The organism is Streptomyces sp. Je 1-369, assembly GCF_026810505.1.
Classification (GTDB): domain Bacteria; phylum Actinomycetota; class Actinomycetes; order Streptomycetales; family Streptomycetaceae; genus Streptomyces.
In genome coordinates, this window is record NZ_CP101750.1 from 8,691,044 (window position 1) to 8,708,691 (window position 17,648).

The 17,648-nt window shown below is 74.0% G+C and carries 11 protein-coding genes; 9 read left to right on the top strand and 2 right to left on the bottom strand.

What is annotated here, in order from left to right; genetic code table 11:
• Window positions 1-240 precede the first annotated feature (240 nt).
• Together NOO62_RS38470 and NOO62_RS38475 are read left to right on the top strand one after the other, a co-directional pair.
• On the top strand, window positions 241-2,310 hold the full coding sequence (locus NOO62_RS38470) for an FAD/NAD(P)-binding protein (protein WP_268768904.1): 2,070 nt from the start codon (window positions 241-243) through the stop codon (window positions 2,308-2,310).
• A 1,404-nt stretch (window positions 2,311-3,714) separates the two neighbouring features.
• Window positions 3,715-5,184: a lyase family protein gene (locus tag NOO62_RS38475; protein WP_414930963.1), complete on the top strand. Its 1,470-nt coding sequence runs from the start codon at window positions 3,715-3,717 to the stop codon at window positions 5,182-5,184.
• A gap of 160 nt (window positions 5,185-5,344) precedes the next feature.
• On the opposite strand, the gene NOO62_RS38480 is transcribed toward NOO62_RS38475, so the two are convergent.
• Entirely contained in the window at window positions 5,345-5,527 is a 183-nt protein-coding gene (locus tag NOO62_RS38480) for a hypothetical protein (protein ID WP_150163957.1), read from the bottom strand.
• Entirely contained in the window at window positions 5,524-6,150 is a 627-nt protein-coding gene (locus NOO62_RS38485; RefSeq protein WP_268768903.1) for a hypothetical protein, read from the bottom strand. The genes NOO62_RS38480 and NOO62_RS38485 overlap by 4 nt, the downstream gene beginning before the upstream one ends.
• 739 nt (window positions 6,151-6,889) lie before the next feature.
• On the opposite strand from NOO62_RS38485, the gene NOO62_RS38490 reads away from it, so the two are divergent.
• From NOO62_RS38490 to NOO62_RS38520, 7 genes are all read left to right on the top strand, one after another.
• Window positions 6,890-7,963 (top strand): polyprenyl synthetase family protein, encoded by a 1,074-nt coding sequence (locus NOO62_RS38490; protein ID WP_268768902.1) that lies wholly within the window; start codon window positions 6,890-6,892, stop codon window positions 7,961-7,963.
• 927 nt (window positions 7,964-8,890) lie between these two features.
• Window positions 8,891-10,528, top strand: a complete 1,638-nt coding sequence (locus NOO62_RS38495) for an FAD-dependent oxidoreductase (protein ID WP_268768901.1) — start codon at window positions 8,891-8,893, stop codon at window positions 10,526-10,528.
• 149 nt (window positions 10,529-10,677) lie between these two features.
• On the top strand, window positions 10,678-11,364 hold the full coding sequence (locus NOO62_RS38500; protein ID WP_268768900.1) for a hypothetical protein: 687 nt from the start codon (window positions 10,678-10,680) through the stop codon (window positions 11,362-11,364).
• A 640-nt stretch (window positions 11,365-12,004) separates the two neighbouring features.
• Window positions 12,005-13,732, top strand: a complete 1,728-nt coding sequence (locus NOO62_RS38505; RefSeq protein ID WP_268768899.1) for a cytochrome b — start codon at window positions 12,005-12,007, stop codon at window positions 13,730-13,732.
• Between the two features lie 589 nt (window positions 13,733-14,321).
• A complete protein-coding gene (locus NOO62_RS38510) occupies window positions 14,322-15,224 on the top strand; it encodes an aromatic prenyltransferase (RefSeq protein ID WP_268768898.1) in 903 nt (300 codons plus the stop codon).
• Between the two features lie 89 nt (window positions 15,225-15,313).
• The gene (locus NOO62_RS38515) at window positions 15,314-16,384 is read left to right on the top strand and encodes a methyltransferase (RefSeq protein ID WP_268768897.1); all 1,071 of its coding nucleotides are present in this window, start codon (window positions 15,314-15,316) and stop codon (window positions 16,382-16,384) included.
• 95 nt (window positions 16,385-16,479) lie between these two features.
• Window positions 16,480-17,394, top strand: a complete 915-nt coding sequence (locus tag NOO62_RS38520) for an aromatic prenyltransferase (protein ID WP_268768896.1) — start codon at window positions 16,480-16,482, stop codon at window positions 17,392-17,394.
• Window positions 17,395-17,648: the final 254 nt, after the last annotated feature.

Sequence of the window (17,648 nt, forward strand, 5' to 3'; positions counted from 1 at the left end):
CCGCACGCGCCGCCGTACGCCCACACCCTCCCGCCGCCCATCCGGCGTGCCGGGTGTGGTCCGCCGCCCAGGGGTGAGGTCTGCCCGGGCCGGCGGGGCGTGCGCACGCCTGCCGCCGAGCCCGGCTCGGCGCCAGGCCCGGACCCGGCCCCGCAGTCCTGCCACCCCGCTTCAGGGGCGGCGGCCCGCGCGGTGTCCCGTGGTCCTCGCCCCGTTGCGTGACCAGCAGAAACGGTAGACATGACAGCGAGCCCCCGCACGGTGTGCGTGGTAGGTGCCGGACCGCGCGGCCTGTCCGTACTCGAGCGCCTGTGCGCCAACGCCCGCCTGCGGCCGCAGGACGGCCCCCTCCGCATCCATGTGATCGACCCCTGCCCGCCCGGCCCCGGCCGGGTGTGGCGCACCGACCAGTCCCCGCACCTGCTCATGAACACCGTGGCCGGCCAGATCTCGGTGTTCACCGATGCCAGCGTCGACCTTGCGGGGCCGCTGGAGCCGGGGCCCAGCCTGCACGAGTGGGCCCTCGCGCTGGCCGCCGGGCAGCTCGGCGACGCCTACCCGCAGGAGGTGGTGGCCCAGGCCCGCGCGCTGGGCCCCGACACGTATCCCACCCGCGCCTTTTACGGCCACTACCTGCGCTGGGTGTGCCGGCGCGTGGTGCGCGGCGCGCCCGCCCGGGTGCGTGTCACCTTCCACCGCGGCCTGGCCGTCGCGCTGGACGACGAACCCCCCACAGGTACGGGGCCGTCCGGTGGCGGGCGGCAGCGGGTGCGGCTGGCGGACGGCACGGTGCTCGGCGGACTGGACGCGGTCATCCTGTGCCAGGGCCACCTGCCGGCCGGCGCGGACGCGGGGGAGCGGGCCTTCGCCGGCCGCGCCCGCGCCGCGGGGCTGCCCCACCTGGCGCCGGCCAACCCCGCCGATGTGGACCTGCGCGCGCTGGCGCCGGGCATGCGGGTGCTGCTGCGCGGCCTGGGCCTGAACTTCTTCGACTACCTGGCCCGGCTCACCGCCGGCCGCGGCGGCACCTTCACCCGCCGCGGTGGCCGGCTGTACTACCAGGCCTCGGGCCGCGAGCCGCAGCTGTACGCGGGATCGCGGCGCGGCGTTCCCTACCAGGCGCGCGGCGAGAACGAGAAGGGCCCGCACGGCCGCCACGAGCCGCGCCTGCTCACCGCCGGGCGCATCGCCGTGCTGCGCCGCGAACACGCCGTGGGCGGCCTGGACTTCCGGCGCGATGTGTGGCCGCTGATCGCCCGGGAGGCGGAGGCCGTCTACTACGCCACCTTGCTGCGCTCGCGCGGCGAGGCGCTGCCGGCCCGGCAGCTGGAGGCCGCCTGCCTGGCCGCCCCGCCGGGGGAGCGGCACCTGCGGGCGGTGCTGGAGGAGTACGGCATCGGCGAGAAGGACCGCCTGGACTGGGAGCTGCTGGCCCGCCCCTGGCGCGACCGGGAGTTCACCGGCCCGCACGACTTCACCGGCTGGCTCCTGGACCAGCTGCGCCAGGACGTGGCCGAGGCGCGGGCGGGCAACGTCAGCGGGCCCCTCAAGGCGGCCCTGGACGTACTGCGGGACCTGCGCAACGAGATCCGCCTGGCCGTCGACCACGGCGGCCTGGACGGCGACTCCCACCGCACCGACCTGGACGGCTGGTACACGCCGCTCAACGCGCACCTGTCGATCGGCCCGCCGGCCCGCCGGGTGGAGGAGATGACCGCGCTGATCGAGGCCGGGGTGCTGGACGTGATCGGCCCCGGCCTGCGCGTGCAGGTGGAGCACGGCCGCTGCACCGCCGCCTCCCCGCTGGTGCCCGACTCGGCGCGGGAGGTGGACGCGGTCGTCGAGGCCCGGCTGCCCGCGATCACGCTGCGCCGCACCGAGGACCGGCTGCTGCGCCACCTGCTGGCCACCGGCCAGTGCACCGCCCACCGCATCCGCACCCGCGGCGTACAGCCCTTCGACAGCGACGGGCTGGCCGTCACACCGCGCCCCTTCCGCCTGATCGACGCGGCGGGCCGCCCGCACCCGCACCGCTACGCCTTCGGGGTGCCCACCGAAGCGGTGCACTGGGTGACGGCCGCGGGCATCCGCCCCGGCGTCAACTCGGTGACCCTCACCGACGCGGACGCGATCGCCCGCGCGGCCCTGCACCACCCGCCCCACCCCACCCCCGCACCCGCCACACTCCGGCCCACCACCACCCCCGCCACCTCCCGGCCCACCACCACCCCGACCCCCCACCCGGCCCCGGCCCCGTACCCGACCGACCCCGCTCCCGGGACGCCCCTGCCCGACCGAGCAGAAACCTGACCCACACCACGCCACCCACCGCCCGCCACACCCGCCCCCTCCCGGCGTCAACCATGGGTCGGTGGTCGGGGTTTGCTCCTGGGCCCGGGGCTCTCCGGTCCAGGACCACCTGCCCACCTGTCACCGCGCCCGCCCCCCCTGCCGGAGCCAACCATGGGCCGGTGGGCGGTATTTGCTCCCGGGCCCAGGGCTCACCGGTCCAGGACTACCTGCCTGCCCGTCACCGCGCCCGCGCCCTCTCGGCGTCAACCGTGGGTCGGTGGGCGGTGTTTGCTCCCGGGCCCGGGGTTCACCGGTCCAGGCCCACCTGCCCACCTGTCACCGCGCCTGCACCCTCTCGGCGTCAACCATGGGTCGGTGGGCGGTGTTTGCTCCTGGGTCCGGGGTTCACCGGTCCAGGACTACCTGCCTGCCCGTCACCGCGCCTGCACCCTCTCGGCGTCAACCATGGTTCGATGGGCGGTGTTTGCTCCTGGGTCCGGGGCTCTCCGGACCAGGACTACCTGCCTGCCCGTCACCGCACCCGCCTCCCTCCCGGCGCCAACCATGGGTCGGTGGGCGGAAGTTTTCCCGGTACGGGGCTCGCCCTCGAGCCGGGCCTGCCATGCCCGCCCACCCCCGGGCATCAGCCACGCGCCGGGGAGAGGGTGCCCCGGACCGGGGCCCCCTCTTGGCCCGGGCCACCACGCCCCGCGCCTGCCGCCACCTCGCCTGCCGACCGGCCGGGGGCGGGAGCCGAACCGGGACCCGGGGCCGCCCGGACAGGGAGCAGCGCGCGTCGTCCACCCGCCCGCCTGCCGCGCCGTCTCCCCGACGCGGCGGCAACGCCCCAACCGCAGGGGGGCGTTGAGTCGGAGCCGGGTGGGGGAGCCCACCATGTTCGCCGCCCGTCCGCCTGCCCCCGTTGCCCCGTGGGGCGACAGCCGGCCGCCCGGAGCAGGAGGCGAGCTGAGACCGTGCCGTCCGGGCCTGGGGTGGCGCGAGTCCGCTGCCCGTCCGCCTGCCGCGCCACGACTCGGCGGCAACCGCCCAGCCGCAAGCGGGCGCAGCCGCCCCGAGGCCGGGCGGGGGGAGCCCGCCACGGCCTCCGCCGTCCGCCTGACCCGTCCGACCGACCGACCGTCCGACCGACCGACCGTCCGACCGGCCGCCCGACCCGTCACGTCCGTCCGACCGGCCGCCCGACCCGTCACGACCGTCCGACCGGCCGTCCGGCCGTCACGCCCGCCCCCCCCGGGGCCCCGTCGACCCTCCACCCCGGCGGCAACCAGCCCCCCCAGTACGCGGGAGTTGCGCCGAGGCCGGACCCCCGTACAGAACAGGAACAAGGAGCCACCCATGAGCGCTGATCCGCCGAGCACCACCCCGCCGCCTCCGCCCAAAACCGGCGCGGCGGGCCCGGACATGGCGGGCCCGGACATGGCGGGACCGGACACGGCGGGACCGGACATGGCAGGTCCGGATGCCGGGCTGCTTGCGCCCGTGTGGGCCGGGGTGCCGGTGGCGGGGGCGGTGGGGGACGGGGCGTGGCTGCAGGCCATGCTCGATGCCGAGGCGGGGCTGAGCCGGGCCCAGGCGCGCCTTGGCACGGTGCCCGAGGCCGCCGCCCGGGTGATCACCGAGACGGCGCGGGCGGAGCGGCTGGACGTGGTGGCGCTGGCGGCCCGGGCCCGCCAGTCCGCCAACCCGGTGGTGGCCCTGGTCCGGGAGTTCACCGCGCTGGTGGCCGCCCGCGACACGGCCGCGGCCGCCTACGTGCACCGCGGCTCCACCAGCCAGGACATCTTCGACACGGCCGCCATGCTCGTCGCCCGGCGGGCGCTGCGCCTGATCCGCGCCGATCTGGCCCGTACCGAGCAGGCGCTGGCCGCGCTGGCCCATACCCACCGCGACACCCTGATGGCCGGGCGCACCCTGGCCCTGCACGCGGTGCCCACCACCTTCGGCTGCAAGGCGGCGGGCTGGCGCCACCTCGTACTGGATGCCGCCGACCGGCTCGCCGCCCTGGACGCGGCGGCACCCGTCCAGCTCGGCGGGGCCGCCGGCACCCTGGCCGGCTACCTCGCCCACGCCCCGGGCACCGACCCCGCCGCCTATACCCGTGATCTCACCGAGGCCTTCGCCGCCGAAGTGGGGCTGCGCGCACCGCTGTTGCCCTGGCACGTGCTGCGCACCCCGGTGGCCGACCTGGCCCAGGGCGCCGCGTTCACCTGCGCCGCCCTGGGCAAGATCGCCGTGGATGTGCTGTCGCTGACCCGCACCGAGGTCGGCGAGGTGCGCGAGCCGGCGCCCGCCGGGCGCGGCGCGTCCTCGGCGATGCCGCACAAGCAGAACCCCGTACTGGCCACCGCCATCCGCTCCGCCGCGCTGCAGGCCCCGCCGCTGGCGGCGGGCGTGCTGGGCTGCATGCTGAGCGAGGACGAGCGCTCGGCCGGTGCCTGGCACGCCGAGTGGGAGCCGCTGCGCGCCCTGCTGCGGCTGGCCGGGGGAGCGGCCCACCAGGCCGCCGAGCTGGTGGGCCGGCTGCGGGTGGATGCCGCACGGATGCGCGCCAACACCACCCTGACCGGCGGCCTGATCGTCTCCGAGCGGATCGCCGCCGTCCTGGCGCCGCTGCTGGGCAAGGCCGCCGCCCGCGACCTGCTGGATACCGCATCGGCCCAGGCCGCAGCCAGCGGCCGGCCACTGGCCGAGGTACTGGGCCAGGACCCGCGCGCGGCCGCCGCACTGAGCGGCGTCGGCCACCGCGACCTGTTCGACCCGCAGGCCTACACCGGGGCGGCCGCCGCGCTGACCGAGCGCGCCCTGACCCGCCCCGCACCCCCCGCGCCTCCTGCACCTCCCGGGTCCTCCGCCCCGGCAGGAGCGGTCTGACCGGCGAGGGCGGCGGCGAGGGCGGCGGCGAGGGCGGCGGTGGCGGCGAGGGCGACGGCGAGGGTGGCGGCCGCCCCCGGCACCCCGTTGCGGGGGTGGCGGGGGCGGCCGCGGTCGAGACGGCCCCGGGGGGCCGGGCGAAGGCGCTCACGGAGATCGCTCAGCGCTGGCGCTGCAGAGCGATCTCCGTGAGCTCTTCTATGTCGAACTGGGAGCGTCCTGGTGTGCCGTAGCGGGTTATCTTGCCCCGGCTTACCCACTTGCGGATGGTCGCTTCGGACACACCCGTGGCCAGTGCGGCCACATTCGTGGGAACGAGCCGGTGGCGCGGCGGTCGGTTCATGCGGCGTCCTTCCGTTGCCGGTCCATGAGATGCCGGATGGTGAGCAATTCGCGCATTTCCCAGGAATGGCCCGACGAACAGCTGACGCTGCCCCGGACCGCTGTCCGCGCATGACCCGCCGACGCATTGATCGTCCCCGGGCAGTCGTCCACGACACACCCGATGACCGGCGCCTTCTCGTCCTCGGAATCCGGGTCGATGGCCCGCAGCGATTCCACCTGGAGGCTCTCGACTTCATCGGCGAATTCGGCAGCCGGAGGCTGGGTGGCAAGCCACTCCAGATGGAGTATCAAAAAGCAGGCCAGATGCGGGACGGAACGCCCGGGCACGGCCGCCCCCCGCTTCTCCACGACAAACCCGGACCACGATTCCAGAATGGCGAGAATATTGTTCCTGGCATCGAGTGCGGAAATGTTCAGATGATCCCGCCTGCGGCTGCCCGACACCTTTGTCGGGTTCCGCCGCCGGGACGTCGACAGAATGTGGTGCAGTCCTTCCTGGTGGAGGCCGGGAAGGGCACGCAGATTACGTTCCAGCTGCTCGACGCAGCCGGTGCACAGGACGGAGCCGGCGGCGGCAGGGACTTGCTGAGCATGGTTCCTGGGGCATGAGTGAAACTCCATTGAATCTCCTTCATGAGCTGACGCGCCCCGCATCCGGCACGACGAAGACACGCATCTTCCGTACCGGATGCCGCAGTGAATTGCTGAATCGATGGCCCTCGGAAAAGGAAGAAGGGGGCGTGGCCGGAGCCTTTGGATGCAGGCCGCTGAACGGACATCGCATCGTCACGTGGCAGAACGGTCCCGTTCAGGAAATTCCGGCAAAGAATTCAGGCCCCGCCCGATAGGCGTAGGCCCTGATGCGCACAGTGAATACAGCTGCCATGTACGGTCCATCCCCCCGATGCCTCCCCAGGCCCCACCGCCGCCTAGACGCGGCTATGGGTGCCCTCGGAGAGTTCCATGACCGGTCGGGGGGTGTCAACGTGCGTCCCACCGGGAAGGGAGCGGTAATCCAGCGGTTGTAAATTTTTCATTTCGTAATCGATCTGCCCTAAAGGGGAATTTGAGATTCCTCTTTTCTAAAGGAGAACTCCAGGATTCTTCAGGCTTCGCTTTGGACGGATGACACCCTGCTTTACCGCCCCCCGGCCCGCGCCCCTCCCAGCCCCTCCTTCCAGCCCCCTCCTGCGGCACCCCCCCGGCCGGCGGCCCACCCCCGGCCGCCGCACGCGCCCGGCCGCGGCAGCCCCCCCACACCCCGCCGCGCCCCGACCCCTGCCCCCCCTCGGCGGCCCACCCGGCCGCCCCGGTGACACCGCCCCCTGCTCCACCTCAACGCAAGGGAAAAGCTGTGGCTATGGAAATGGCCTGTATCCAGACCGACGGAACCGACCAGGAATTGGCCGCGACTGCGCGCCGCACCCGCGACGATCTGCTGGAGAGAATGGAAGGACACCTGCGCGCCTTCCTCGCCGCCGAACACGAGTTATGGGCCCGCGTGAACGACCGCGCGGTCGGCGCCGTCGAGGCGCTGAGCGAACTGATCGCGGCCGGCGGCAAACGCATCCGCCCCGCCTTCTGCATCGCCGGCTACCTCGCCGCCGACGGCGACCCCGCCGACCCCGCCGTCGTGGCGGCCGCCGCCGCCCTGGAGATGCTGCACGCCTCCGCCCTCATCCACGACGACGTCATCGACGCCTCCAGCCACCGGCGCGGCCTGCCCACCGTGCACGCCCACCACACCGCGCTGCACGCCGCCCGGGCCTGGCAGGGCGAATCCCGCCGCTACGGCGAGGGAGTGGCCCTCCTCGTCGGCGACCTGGCCCTGGTCTACAGCGAACAGTTGATGAGCGCCGCGCCCGCGGCGGTGCACGCGGTGTGGCACAAGCTGCGCTCGGAGCTGATGATCGGCCAGTACATGGACATGACCGCGGCCGCCGAGTTCTCCGTCGACCCGCGCCTGTCCCGCTGGATCGCCCTGGCCAAGTCCGGCCACTACACCATCCACCGGCCGCTGGCCGTCGGCGCGAGCGCGGCCGGCCGCGCCGACCTGGCCCCCGCCTTCGCCAAGTACGGCGAAGCGGTCGGCGAGGCCTTCCAGCTCCGCGACGACCTGCTGGACGCCTTCGGCGACTCCGCGCACACCGGCAAACCCGCCGGCCTGGACTTCCAGCAGCACAAGATGACCCTGCTGCTGGGCTGGGCGATGCAGCGCGACGAACGCATCCACAGCCTGATCACCCGACCCGGCCACACCCCCGACGAGGTGCGCCGGCGCCTGGTGGACACCGGCGTCCCCGACGACGTCGAAAAACACATCGCCGCCCTGGTCGAACAGGGCTGCGACGCCATCGCCGAGGTCCCCATCGACCCGGTCTGGCGCACCGAACTGACCACGATGGCCACGCAGGTCGCCTACCGCACCACCTGATGACCCCACCCGCCCGGAGCCGCCGCCCCGCCTCCCGGGGAAGCGGCCCCGGGCGGCCCCGGGCGGCCCGGGCCGCCCTCCGGCCGGCGGCGGGGGGAGGGGCGGTCAGAGGGCTACGTCGCACTGCTCGGCGTACCGGTCTGCGCGTACCGGCCTGTGCGTACCGGTCTGCGCGTACTGGTCTGTGCGTACCGGTCTGCGCATCCCGGTCTGTGCGTACCGGCACGAGGTACGCGGAAACCTGGCCGCCACCCCGCCCCGCCCCGTCCCGCCTCACCGGCCGCCGCTACTTTCGGTCAACCCCCGCCCCGCCAAGCCCAGTTGCCCCGGACCGCACCCGCCCCCCCCCGGAACCGTGCGGTCCAGTCGCGGGGGAGGGGTGCCCGGAGGGTGCGGCGGAGGGGCCCCAGCGGCTCCCGCGCCAAGTCGCCCTCCCCGTACGCGAATCCACCCCCCTCGGCCGGACACGCCCCCTGAACCCCCGCAAAGCCCCCCGTGCGCCCCGCCGAAAGCCCGCTCCGCCCGGGCCGGGCCGGGTGACCCCTTGCATCTGGTGGCGGACCGGGCACACCCCCGGCGCCCCGCGCCCTCCCTCCCACACCCACACCCACGCCCCCTCCCGCCCACGCCCCGGCACCCGCTCGACGTCCGCCACAGCCCCCGTCGCAGCCCCCTCGAGAACCGCTTGAAGGCCGCCCCCGTCCCGCACCGCGCCCACGCCCCGCCCCGTGCCGCCGGGCGGGGCGGGCGGATGGGGTCCCACCAGGGACATCGCGCCGCGCCGCGCCGGACGGGGGCGGCGCCGGGGGCGGAGGAGGCGGGTGGATCCCAAGGCCGGGGGAGCGGTGGGGGGTTGGGCAAATCCCGCCGTACGGGCGCGCGCACGCCGCATGATGCAACCACGAACGCACCGGAAGGGCGGCCCAGATGAGTCAGGACGCACGCGGCGTCGACGGGAGCGAGGGCCGCAGCCACGCCGTGGTGATCGGTGCCGGCCCCGCCGGGCTCACCGCCGCGCGGGCCCTGGCCAACTCCATGGACCACGTCACCGTCATCGAACGCGACCGCCTGCCGCACGGCGCCGCCCGCCGCCGCGGTGTGCCCCAGGCCCGGCACGCCCACAGCCTCACCACCACCGCCCAGCAGGGCCTGGAAGAACTCTTCCCCGGCATCGGAGCGGACTTCGCACGCGCCGGCGCGGTCCGTATCGGCCTGTCCCAGGACGCCCTGGTGCTGGGCCCGGCCGGCTGGCTGCCCCGCTTCGACGCGGGCCTGTCGATGCTCAGCGCCTCCCGCGACCTGATCGACGCGGTGCTGCGCGCACGGCTGCACGCCGAGCCCAAGGTCACCTTCCTGGCCGGCCACGAGGTCCAGGGCCTGCAGCCCGGCCGCAACGACACCGTCACCGGCGTGTGGACCCGCCGCCGCGAGCGGCCAGGACCCCACGGCCACGGCCCGCGCCGCCTCATACCCGCCGACTTCGTGGTGGACGCCTCCGGACACACCTCCCGCGCCCCCCACTGGCTGGCCGACCTCGGCTACGAGCCGCCCCGCGAGACGGCCGTGCCCGCCCGCACCACGTACGCCTCCACCGTCTTCGCCCCGCCCATCGGCCACGTCGCCGACTGGCAGAGCCTGCTGCTCCTGGCCGCGCCCGGCCACCCCCGCCAGGGCACCCTCAACGTCATCGAGGGCGGCCGCCTCGCGCTCACCCTCACCTTCGCCGACGGCGCCCCGCCGCCCACCGACCACGCCGGCCTGCTGCACGCCGCGGGCCTGCTGCGCCACCCGCTGCTGCGCGACGTCATCGAAAGCGCGACGCCGCTGGGACCCGTCTACACCTGCACCCGCACCGAGAACCGCTGGCGCCACTACGACCAACTGCGCCGCTGGCCCGACCAGTTCCTCGTGGTCGGCGACGCCCTGGCGGTCACCGACCCCGCCCACGGCCAGGGCATGACCCACGCCGTGCAGAGCGCCCTCGTCCTGGACGGCATGCTCAGCGGCCACGGCACCACGGTGGGCCTGGCCTACCGGCTGCGCCGCGCCCTGGCCCACCGCCTGGCCCCCGCCTGGCACACCAGCACCCGCCACCTGCACACCACCGGCCCGGCACCCGTGCCGCCCCCGCCGAGCACCCCCGAAACCCCGCCCCCCCCGCCTCCGCAAGCACGGCAGCCGCCCCCGGCCCCACAGACGCGGCTAGCACCCCCGGCCCCCCGGCCGCGGCGGCCACTCCTGGCGCGGCAAGCGCCGCAGACGCGGCGAGCGCCACCGGTACCGCAAGCACCGCAGGCCCGGAGGCCGCCCCCGGCGCGGGTGCTGTCCCCGCCACCCCAGGCGCGGCAGTTGCCCCCGGCCCCGCAAATACGACGGCCGCCCCCGGCCGCCCCGCAGACGCAGCGGGTCCCCCCGGCCCCGCCCGTGCGCCAGGCTCCGGCGCCGCAGGCGCGGAGGCTGTCCCCGACGCGGCAGCCGCTCCTGGCGCGACAAGCACCGCAGACGCGGCGAGCGCCACCGGTACCGCAAGCACCGCAGGCCCGGAGGCCGCCCCCGGCGCGCTAGCCGCCCCCGCCACCCCAGGCGCGGCAGCTGCCCCCGACCCCGCCAGCACGGCAGCCGCCCCCGGCCGCCCCATAGGCCCCGCAGGCGCAGCAGGTCCCCCCGGCCTCGCCGGCACGCCCAGCCCTGCAGCCGCCCCCGGCCTTGCGGACATGCCCGGCCCCGGCGCCGCAAGCGCCGCAGGTACCGAGGCCGCCCCCAGCCCTGCAGGCACCCCCCGACCCGCCCCCGCCCAGGGCCGCCCCCGCGGCCTGCGCGCCTGGCTCGCCCGGCGGGGCAACGCTCGTATCGCGGCCGAGGCCGTCACCGAGCCACACGCAACCGCCCCCGGCCCTACCGGCACCGCAACCGCCCCCGGACCCGCGGTCGGAGCAGCCGCCCTCGCCTCCGCAGGCGCGGCAGCCGCCCCCGCCCCCGCATACACAGCCGCCGCCCCCGCAGACACCCCCAGCCCTGCAGCCGCCCCCGTCCAGGACTGCCCCCGCGGCCCCCGCGCCTGGCTCGCCCGGCGGGTCACCGCCCGGATCGCGGCCGAGGCCGTCACCGAGCCGCACGCCGCCGCCCGGCTGCTGGCGCGTCTGCAGGCCGCCGGGCCGCTCGCCGTGGTGCCCTGCCCCCGCGCCCGGGACCGCCGCCGCGCCCCCGCCCCGCCGCCGGTGCCGGTGCCGGCGCCGCCCAGCATCACCCACGGCGCGCACGCCCGCCGGCGCCGCGCCCCGGCCCCGGCGGTGCCCGCCATCGGGGTCGCCGCCGGTTCCGCCCGGCTGCATCCGGCAGGCTCCTCGGCGCAGTGGCCGGCCCCGGCCCAGGCCCCGGCCGGCGAGCGCCACCGCCCCTGAACAGCCGGCCGGGCCCCCGGCCCGCGCGGACCACAGAGACGCCGGAGACGCCAGAGACGCCAGAGACGCCGGAGACGCCAGAGACGCCAGAGACGCCAGAGACGCCAGAGACGCCAGAGATCACAGAGACGTCAGAGACGCCGAAGATGCCAGGGACCCAGCCCCCCCCAGGAACCCAGACCCGCCCAGGAACCCAGACCCGCCCCGCGGCACTCCGCCGACGCCCCCGCCGGCGCCCCGCCCCCGCGCCCGCAAGGGGGGGTGCCGGGCGCACGCGCCAAATGCCCCCGACATAGGCTTCGGGTATGACAAGAGCGCAGCAACTAGCCGCTGTTGAGGTCTACTTGGGCGGCCCGGGGCGGCGGCTCCGTCCCAACTCACCAGCACAAACCGCCCAGTTGGGCGGGGTCATGACATCTGCGCGGCGGGGCGACTCGAAACTCGCTCGAGAAACGGTGGAGTTGGGGCCGGGTTCCGGCTTGAGCACGGTTGTCCGGCCGCTCACCGTGTCGATAGCGTTCGACCCGCTTCACGGCACGGGCCCGTTTGCGCCGCTGCAGGCCGCCCCCGCCACCGAGCCTTCACCGGCCGGCCCGGGTGTGCCTGTGACGACTCAGCGGCGAGGGGAGGGCGCACGGGCATGAGCATCACCGACAAGGCGCCGCAGCGGACCACGGCACCGCAGGGCGAACGCATCGCCGACTGGGCGGACGGCCGGCTCGGGATCTACCAGTGGCGCACCCTGATGCGCAAGGTCTTTCCCGAGCACTGGTCCTTCATGTTCGGCGAGATCGCGCTCTACAGCTTCATCATCCTGATCCTCACCGGCCTGTACCTCACCATGTTCTTCAACCCGAGCATGGCCCACACCGTCTACGAGGGACCGCACGTCCCGCTGCAGGGTGTGCAGATGTCGGAGGCCTACGCCTCCACCCTGCGCATCAGCTTCGAGGTGCGCGGCGGCCTGTTCATCCGCCAGCTGCACCACTGGGCCGCACTGACCATGATCGCCGCGACCATGGCGCACACCCTGCGGCACTTCTTGACCGGATCCTTCCGCAAGCCCCGCGAGCTGAACTGGCTCATCGGCGTGGTCCTGCTGATCCTGGTCACCCTGGAGGGCTTCCTGGGCTACTCGCTGCCCGACGACCTCCTCTCGGGCACCGGCCTGCGCATCGCCGAGGGCGTCACCCTGGCCATCCCGCTGGTCGGCACCTACCTGACGATGTTCCTGTTCGGCGGCGAATTCCCCGCCACCGACGTCATCCCGCGCTTCTACAGCTTCCACATCCTGCTGCTGCCCGGCATCATCCTGGCCCTGGTCACCGTCCACCTGATCCTGGTCATCTACCAAAAGCACACCCAGTTCCGCGGCCCGGGCCGCTCCCAGCAGAACGTGGTCGGCCAGCCCCTGATGCCGCACTACGCGGCCAAGGCCGGCGGCTTCTTCTTCCTGGTCTCCGGCGTGCTGGCGCTGATGGCGGGCATCGCCCAGATCAACGCCGTGTGGGTGTACGGGCCCTACCGGCCCGACCAGATCTCCCAGGGATCCCAGCCCGACTGGTACATGGGCTTCCTGGAAGGCGCCCTGCGCGCCTTCCCCGCCTGGGAGTTCGCCGTCGCCGGCTACACCGTCAACATGGGCGTGCTGGTGCCGGCCGTGGTGCTGCCCACCCTGCTGATCGCCATCGCCTGCCTGTGGCCCTTCATCGAGGCCTGGATCACCGGGGACAAGCGCGAGCACCACCTGCTGGACCGCCCGCGCGAGCAGCCCGTGCGCACCGCCTTCGTCTGCTCGCTGGCCGCCTTCTACCTGGTGCTGTTCTTCGGCGGCGCCAACGACATCCTGGCCGAGCGCTTCCACCTGTCCATGAACGCCATCACCTGGGCGGTGCGCATCGGGGTGTTCGTCATCCCGGCCCTGACCTACGTCATCACCAAGCGGATCTGCATCGGCCTGCAGCTGCGCGACCGCGACAAGCTGCTGCACGGCCGCGAGACCGGCCGCATCAAGCGCCTGCCGCACGGCGAGTTCGTCGAGGTCCACGAGCGCCTGGGCCGCGGGCAGGAGTACACCCTGCTCTCCCGCGAGGTGCACCCCGCACTGCCCGCCCCGGTGCGCGAGGACCGCGACGGCGTGCCCAACCCCAAGTCCCGCGCCGAGCTGCTGCGCCACAAGCTCAGCCGCTGGCTGAGCGACGGGCAGATCGCCAACCCCACCCCCCAGGAGATGCAGCAGGCCCTGGAACACCTCGACCACGGCCCCGGGGGCCATGCCGACGGCCACCCCGGCGGGCAGGTGGGCGGGCAGAGCAACGGCCAAACCGGCGCCCTGGAGGGCCGCGGACCGGACCAGCCCGTGCACTGACCCCCAACGGCCCGGCCCGCCGGCCGGGCCCAGTCAGCAGCGGCGCGGGTGACCAGGGGACGGGTCACCCGCGCCGCCCCGTTGCGCCCTTCCGCCGGCGCCGCGCGCCAACGGCCCCACCAGCGGCGCGAGTTGCCCCGGCCGGGCGGGCGCCGCCCTCCGTTTCACGTGACCCACGTCACTTTGAACGGCTCTTGGTGTAAGGGCCCGCCCGTGTCACTATTTCTGCACGCCTCCCCTGCCCAAAAGCCGTGCCCCCTCCCTGCGGAGCGTGGAGCCCTTGGCCGCAGGGGAGTTGCGCCGCAGGGCCCGGGAACCTCCGCGTACCCCCGCGTACCTGACGGGCCCTCACCCCCCAAGCCCCCCTCGCACCACCGGCCGGTGCCGCCGCCGCGGCACGCCCCGGCCCGCGGCCCGGCGCCGCCTTCCCGCGCGCCCGCCCCGGCCCGGCGCGCCCCGCCCCCCGCGCACGCCGTGCACCGCCCGCACCACGCCCGGGGCCCGGGCGCAGCCGTCCCCGGGCCCCGGTGCGCCGCTTCGCACTCCGCCGCCGCTTGCACCGGCGCCGTAATCCATCTCTGGAGGAATGATGTCGGGAACCGCCGATCTGGCCGGTGTCTACGCTGCCGTCGAGGAATCCGCCGGGCTGCTGGACGTGGCCTGCGACCGCGACAAGGTGTGGCCCATCCTGGCCGCCTACGAGGACGTCCTGCCGGGCGCCGTGATCGCTTTCCGGGTGGCCACCAACGCGCGCCACGAGGGCGAGTTCGACTGCCGCTTCACCGTCCCGGGCCACCTGGACCCCTACGCCGTGGCCGTGGAGCAGAACCTCACCGTGCCCGGCGGCCATCCCATCGACTCGCTCCTGGCCGAGGTGCAGGAGCACTGCGCGGTGGACAGCTACGGCGTCGACTTCGGCGTGCAGGGCGGTTTCAAGAAGATCTGGGTGTACTTCCCCGGCGGCCGCCACCAGACGCTCTCGCACCTGGCCAAGATCGCCTCCATGCCGCCGGGCCTGGCCGCCACCGAGGACTTCTTCGCCCGCTACGGCCTGGCCGACCAGGTGGACCTGATCGGCATCGACTACGCCAGCCGCACCATGAACGTGTACTTCGCGGCCTCCTCCGAGGTGGTGGCCCCCGAGACGGTCCTGGCGATGCACCGCGAGATCGGCCTGCCCGACCCCAGCGAGCAGATGCTCGACTTCTGCCAGAAGGCCTTCGGCATCTACACCACCTTGAACTGGGACTCACAGAACGTGGAGCGGATCGCCTACAGCGTCAAGACCGAGAACCCGCTGGAGCTCTCCGCCCGCCTGGGCGCCAAGGTCGAGCAGTTCCTCAAGAGCGTCCCCTACGGGGCCGACACCCCCAAGATGGTCTACGCCGCCGTCACCGCCGGCGGCGAGGAGTACTACAAGCTCCAGTCGTACTACCAGTGGCGCACCGACAGCCGGCTGAACCTTTCCTACGTCGGCGGGCGCTCGGCCTGACCCGCCCCCGCCCCGCACCCGCCCGCCCCCGCTCGCCCGCCGGGGCTCTCCCCGGCCTCTGCACCCCTATCGAAAGGGAACAGCCGCAAATGTCTACTGAAGCCACCCTCGCCCGGTTCCGCGAGTACATGGTCGGCCCCTCGCGGTTCATGAGCCTGCTGTCCGTCTTCGAGCTCGGCCTGGTCGACCAGCTGCGCGCCACGCCCGGCGCGGATGCGGCCCGGCTCGGCGAGGCGGTGGGCGCCAAGCCCGACGCCGTGGAGCAGCTGTTGTTCCTGATGGTCAAGGAGGGCTTCGTCGCCCAGGACGAGGACGGCGGCTACCGCCTGGACGCGCTGGCCGAGGTCGCCGAGCACGACCTCAAGCGCGCCCTCACCTACATGAACATGATCAAGGTGGTGGCGCTGCGGCAGCTCTTCTACCTCACCGACAGCGTGCGCACCGGCACGATCGTGGGCCTCAAGGAGCTCTACGGCGCCGGCGAGGGCACCCTGTACGACGCGGTGGCCGACCACAGCGACCTCAACGACGCCTGGCTGACGCTGATGAACAACGTCACCGCCAACATCGACCCCTGGTTCTTCGCCAACATCGACGTGCCCGCCGGCGCGAAGGTCCTGGACGTGGCCGGCAACACCGGCCTGGGCGCCATCCACACCTATGAGCACAAGGCCTCCCCGGGGCTGACGGTGACCACCTTCGACCTGCCGGAGAAGGAGAGCACCTGCCTGGAGAACTTCAAGAAGCACGGGGTGGCCGAGCACTGCTCCTTCATCGGCGGCAACGTCTTCGACGAGATCCCCCAGGGCTTCGACACCGTGCTGATCAAGCACTTCCTGGACATGTTCGACAAGGACGACGTGTTCACCATCCTCAAGGGCGTGCACCGCTCCCTGGAGGTGGGCGGGCAGGTCCACATCATGGTGCCGGTCTATCCCGAGGACATCCGCGACACCGACAACTACAACGTCGACTTCTTCCCGGCCTTCTTCATCGGCTGCACCATGGGCCAGGGCGGCCCGCAGAAGATCTCCACGTACCAGAGCTGGCTGGAGGAGTGCGGGTTCAAGGTCACCAAGGCCATCACCAAGGACCCCGCCGAGGTGCCCCGCGACGTCATTCCCGTCCAGGCCATCCTGTGCGCCACCAAGGTCGCCTGACACCCCCTCACCCCCCGGGCGCGGGTGCCGCCCCCGTGCGGCGCCCCGCCCCGGCCCCCGCTGCGAACACGCGCCAACCGGCCCATGGAGGAGTCATGCCCCAAGCCACGGGGATCAACGAGGTGTGCTCGGCCATCGAGGAGGCGGCCCGCCTGGCGGGCGTGCCCGCCCGCCCCGACAGCGTGCGGCCCATCGTCAGCGCCTTCGCCGAGGGCCTGCACGAGGCCGGGGTCGTCTACAGCCTCTCCACCCGCCAGGACACCCCGGCGGAGCTCGACTTCACCCTCACGGTGCCCACCCGCAGCGGCGACCCCTACGCCACCGCGCTCGCGCACGGCTTCCTCACCGCCACCGGCCACCCCCTCGACACGCTCCTGGCGGACATCCAGAGCCGGTGCACCATCAGCGAGTACCTCATCGACGGCGGCGTCGCCGGCGGCTTCAACAAGATCTACGCGCACTTCCCGCAGGACGTCCAGGACGTGGCCGGGCTCGCCGAACTGCCCTCCATGCCGCCCGCCCTGGCCCAGAGCCTGGGGCTGCTGGCCCGGCACGGCCTGAGCGACGTCGCGATGATCGGCATCGACTACCCGCGCCGCACCGTCAACCTGTACTTCACCCAGCTCTCCGAGCAGTGCCGGGCGCCCGCAACCATCCTGGCCCTGCACCGCGAACTGGGCCTGCCCGCCCCCGGCGAGGCGATGCTGGCCTTCGCCGCCCGCTCCTTCCGCATCTACACCACCCTCAGCTGGGACTCCGCCGGCATCGAGCGGATCTGCTACGCCCCGCCGCCCGCCCGCGGCTGGGAGCCGGCCGCGCTGCCGGCGCCCGTCCCCGAGCGGGTCGCGCACTTCGTGGACCACGCCCCGCGCGCCTACCCCGGCGAGCCCATCGTCATTGCGGCCGTGAAGTGGGCGCCCGAGGGGGAGTACCTCAACCTCGGCCCCTACTTCCAGCTCTCCCCGCTGATGCGCCAGGTGATCAGCGCGGTCCACAACGGAAAGCTCTGAACACAGAACCACTTGTGAAATGCCTGAGCCCGGCTTGCGCCCAGCTCAGGCATTTCTTCGCACCACCCGGCCCGAGACTGCCTGAAGGGCCATTCTGCATTGTTTCCACCGGTGCGGGCACCCCCATGCCCACATTAAAGTTGAATATTACACAACGTCATGAGTGTACGGTCAAAACGGTGTTGATTTGCTCTGTGGAATCGGGCAAGATCGCACCGCGGAACGGGGGACGGACGCGCCCCGATGCGCCCTCC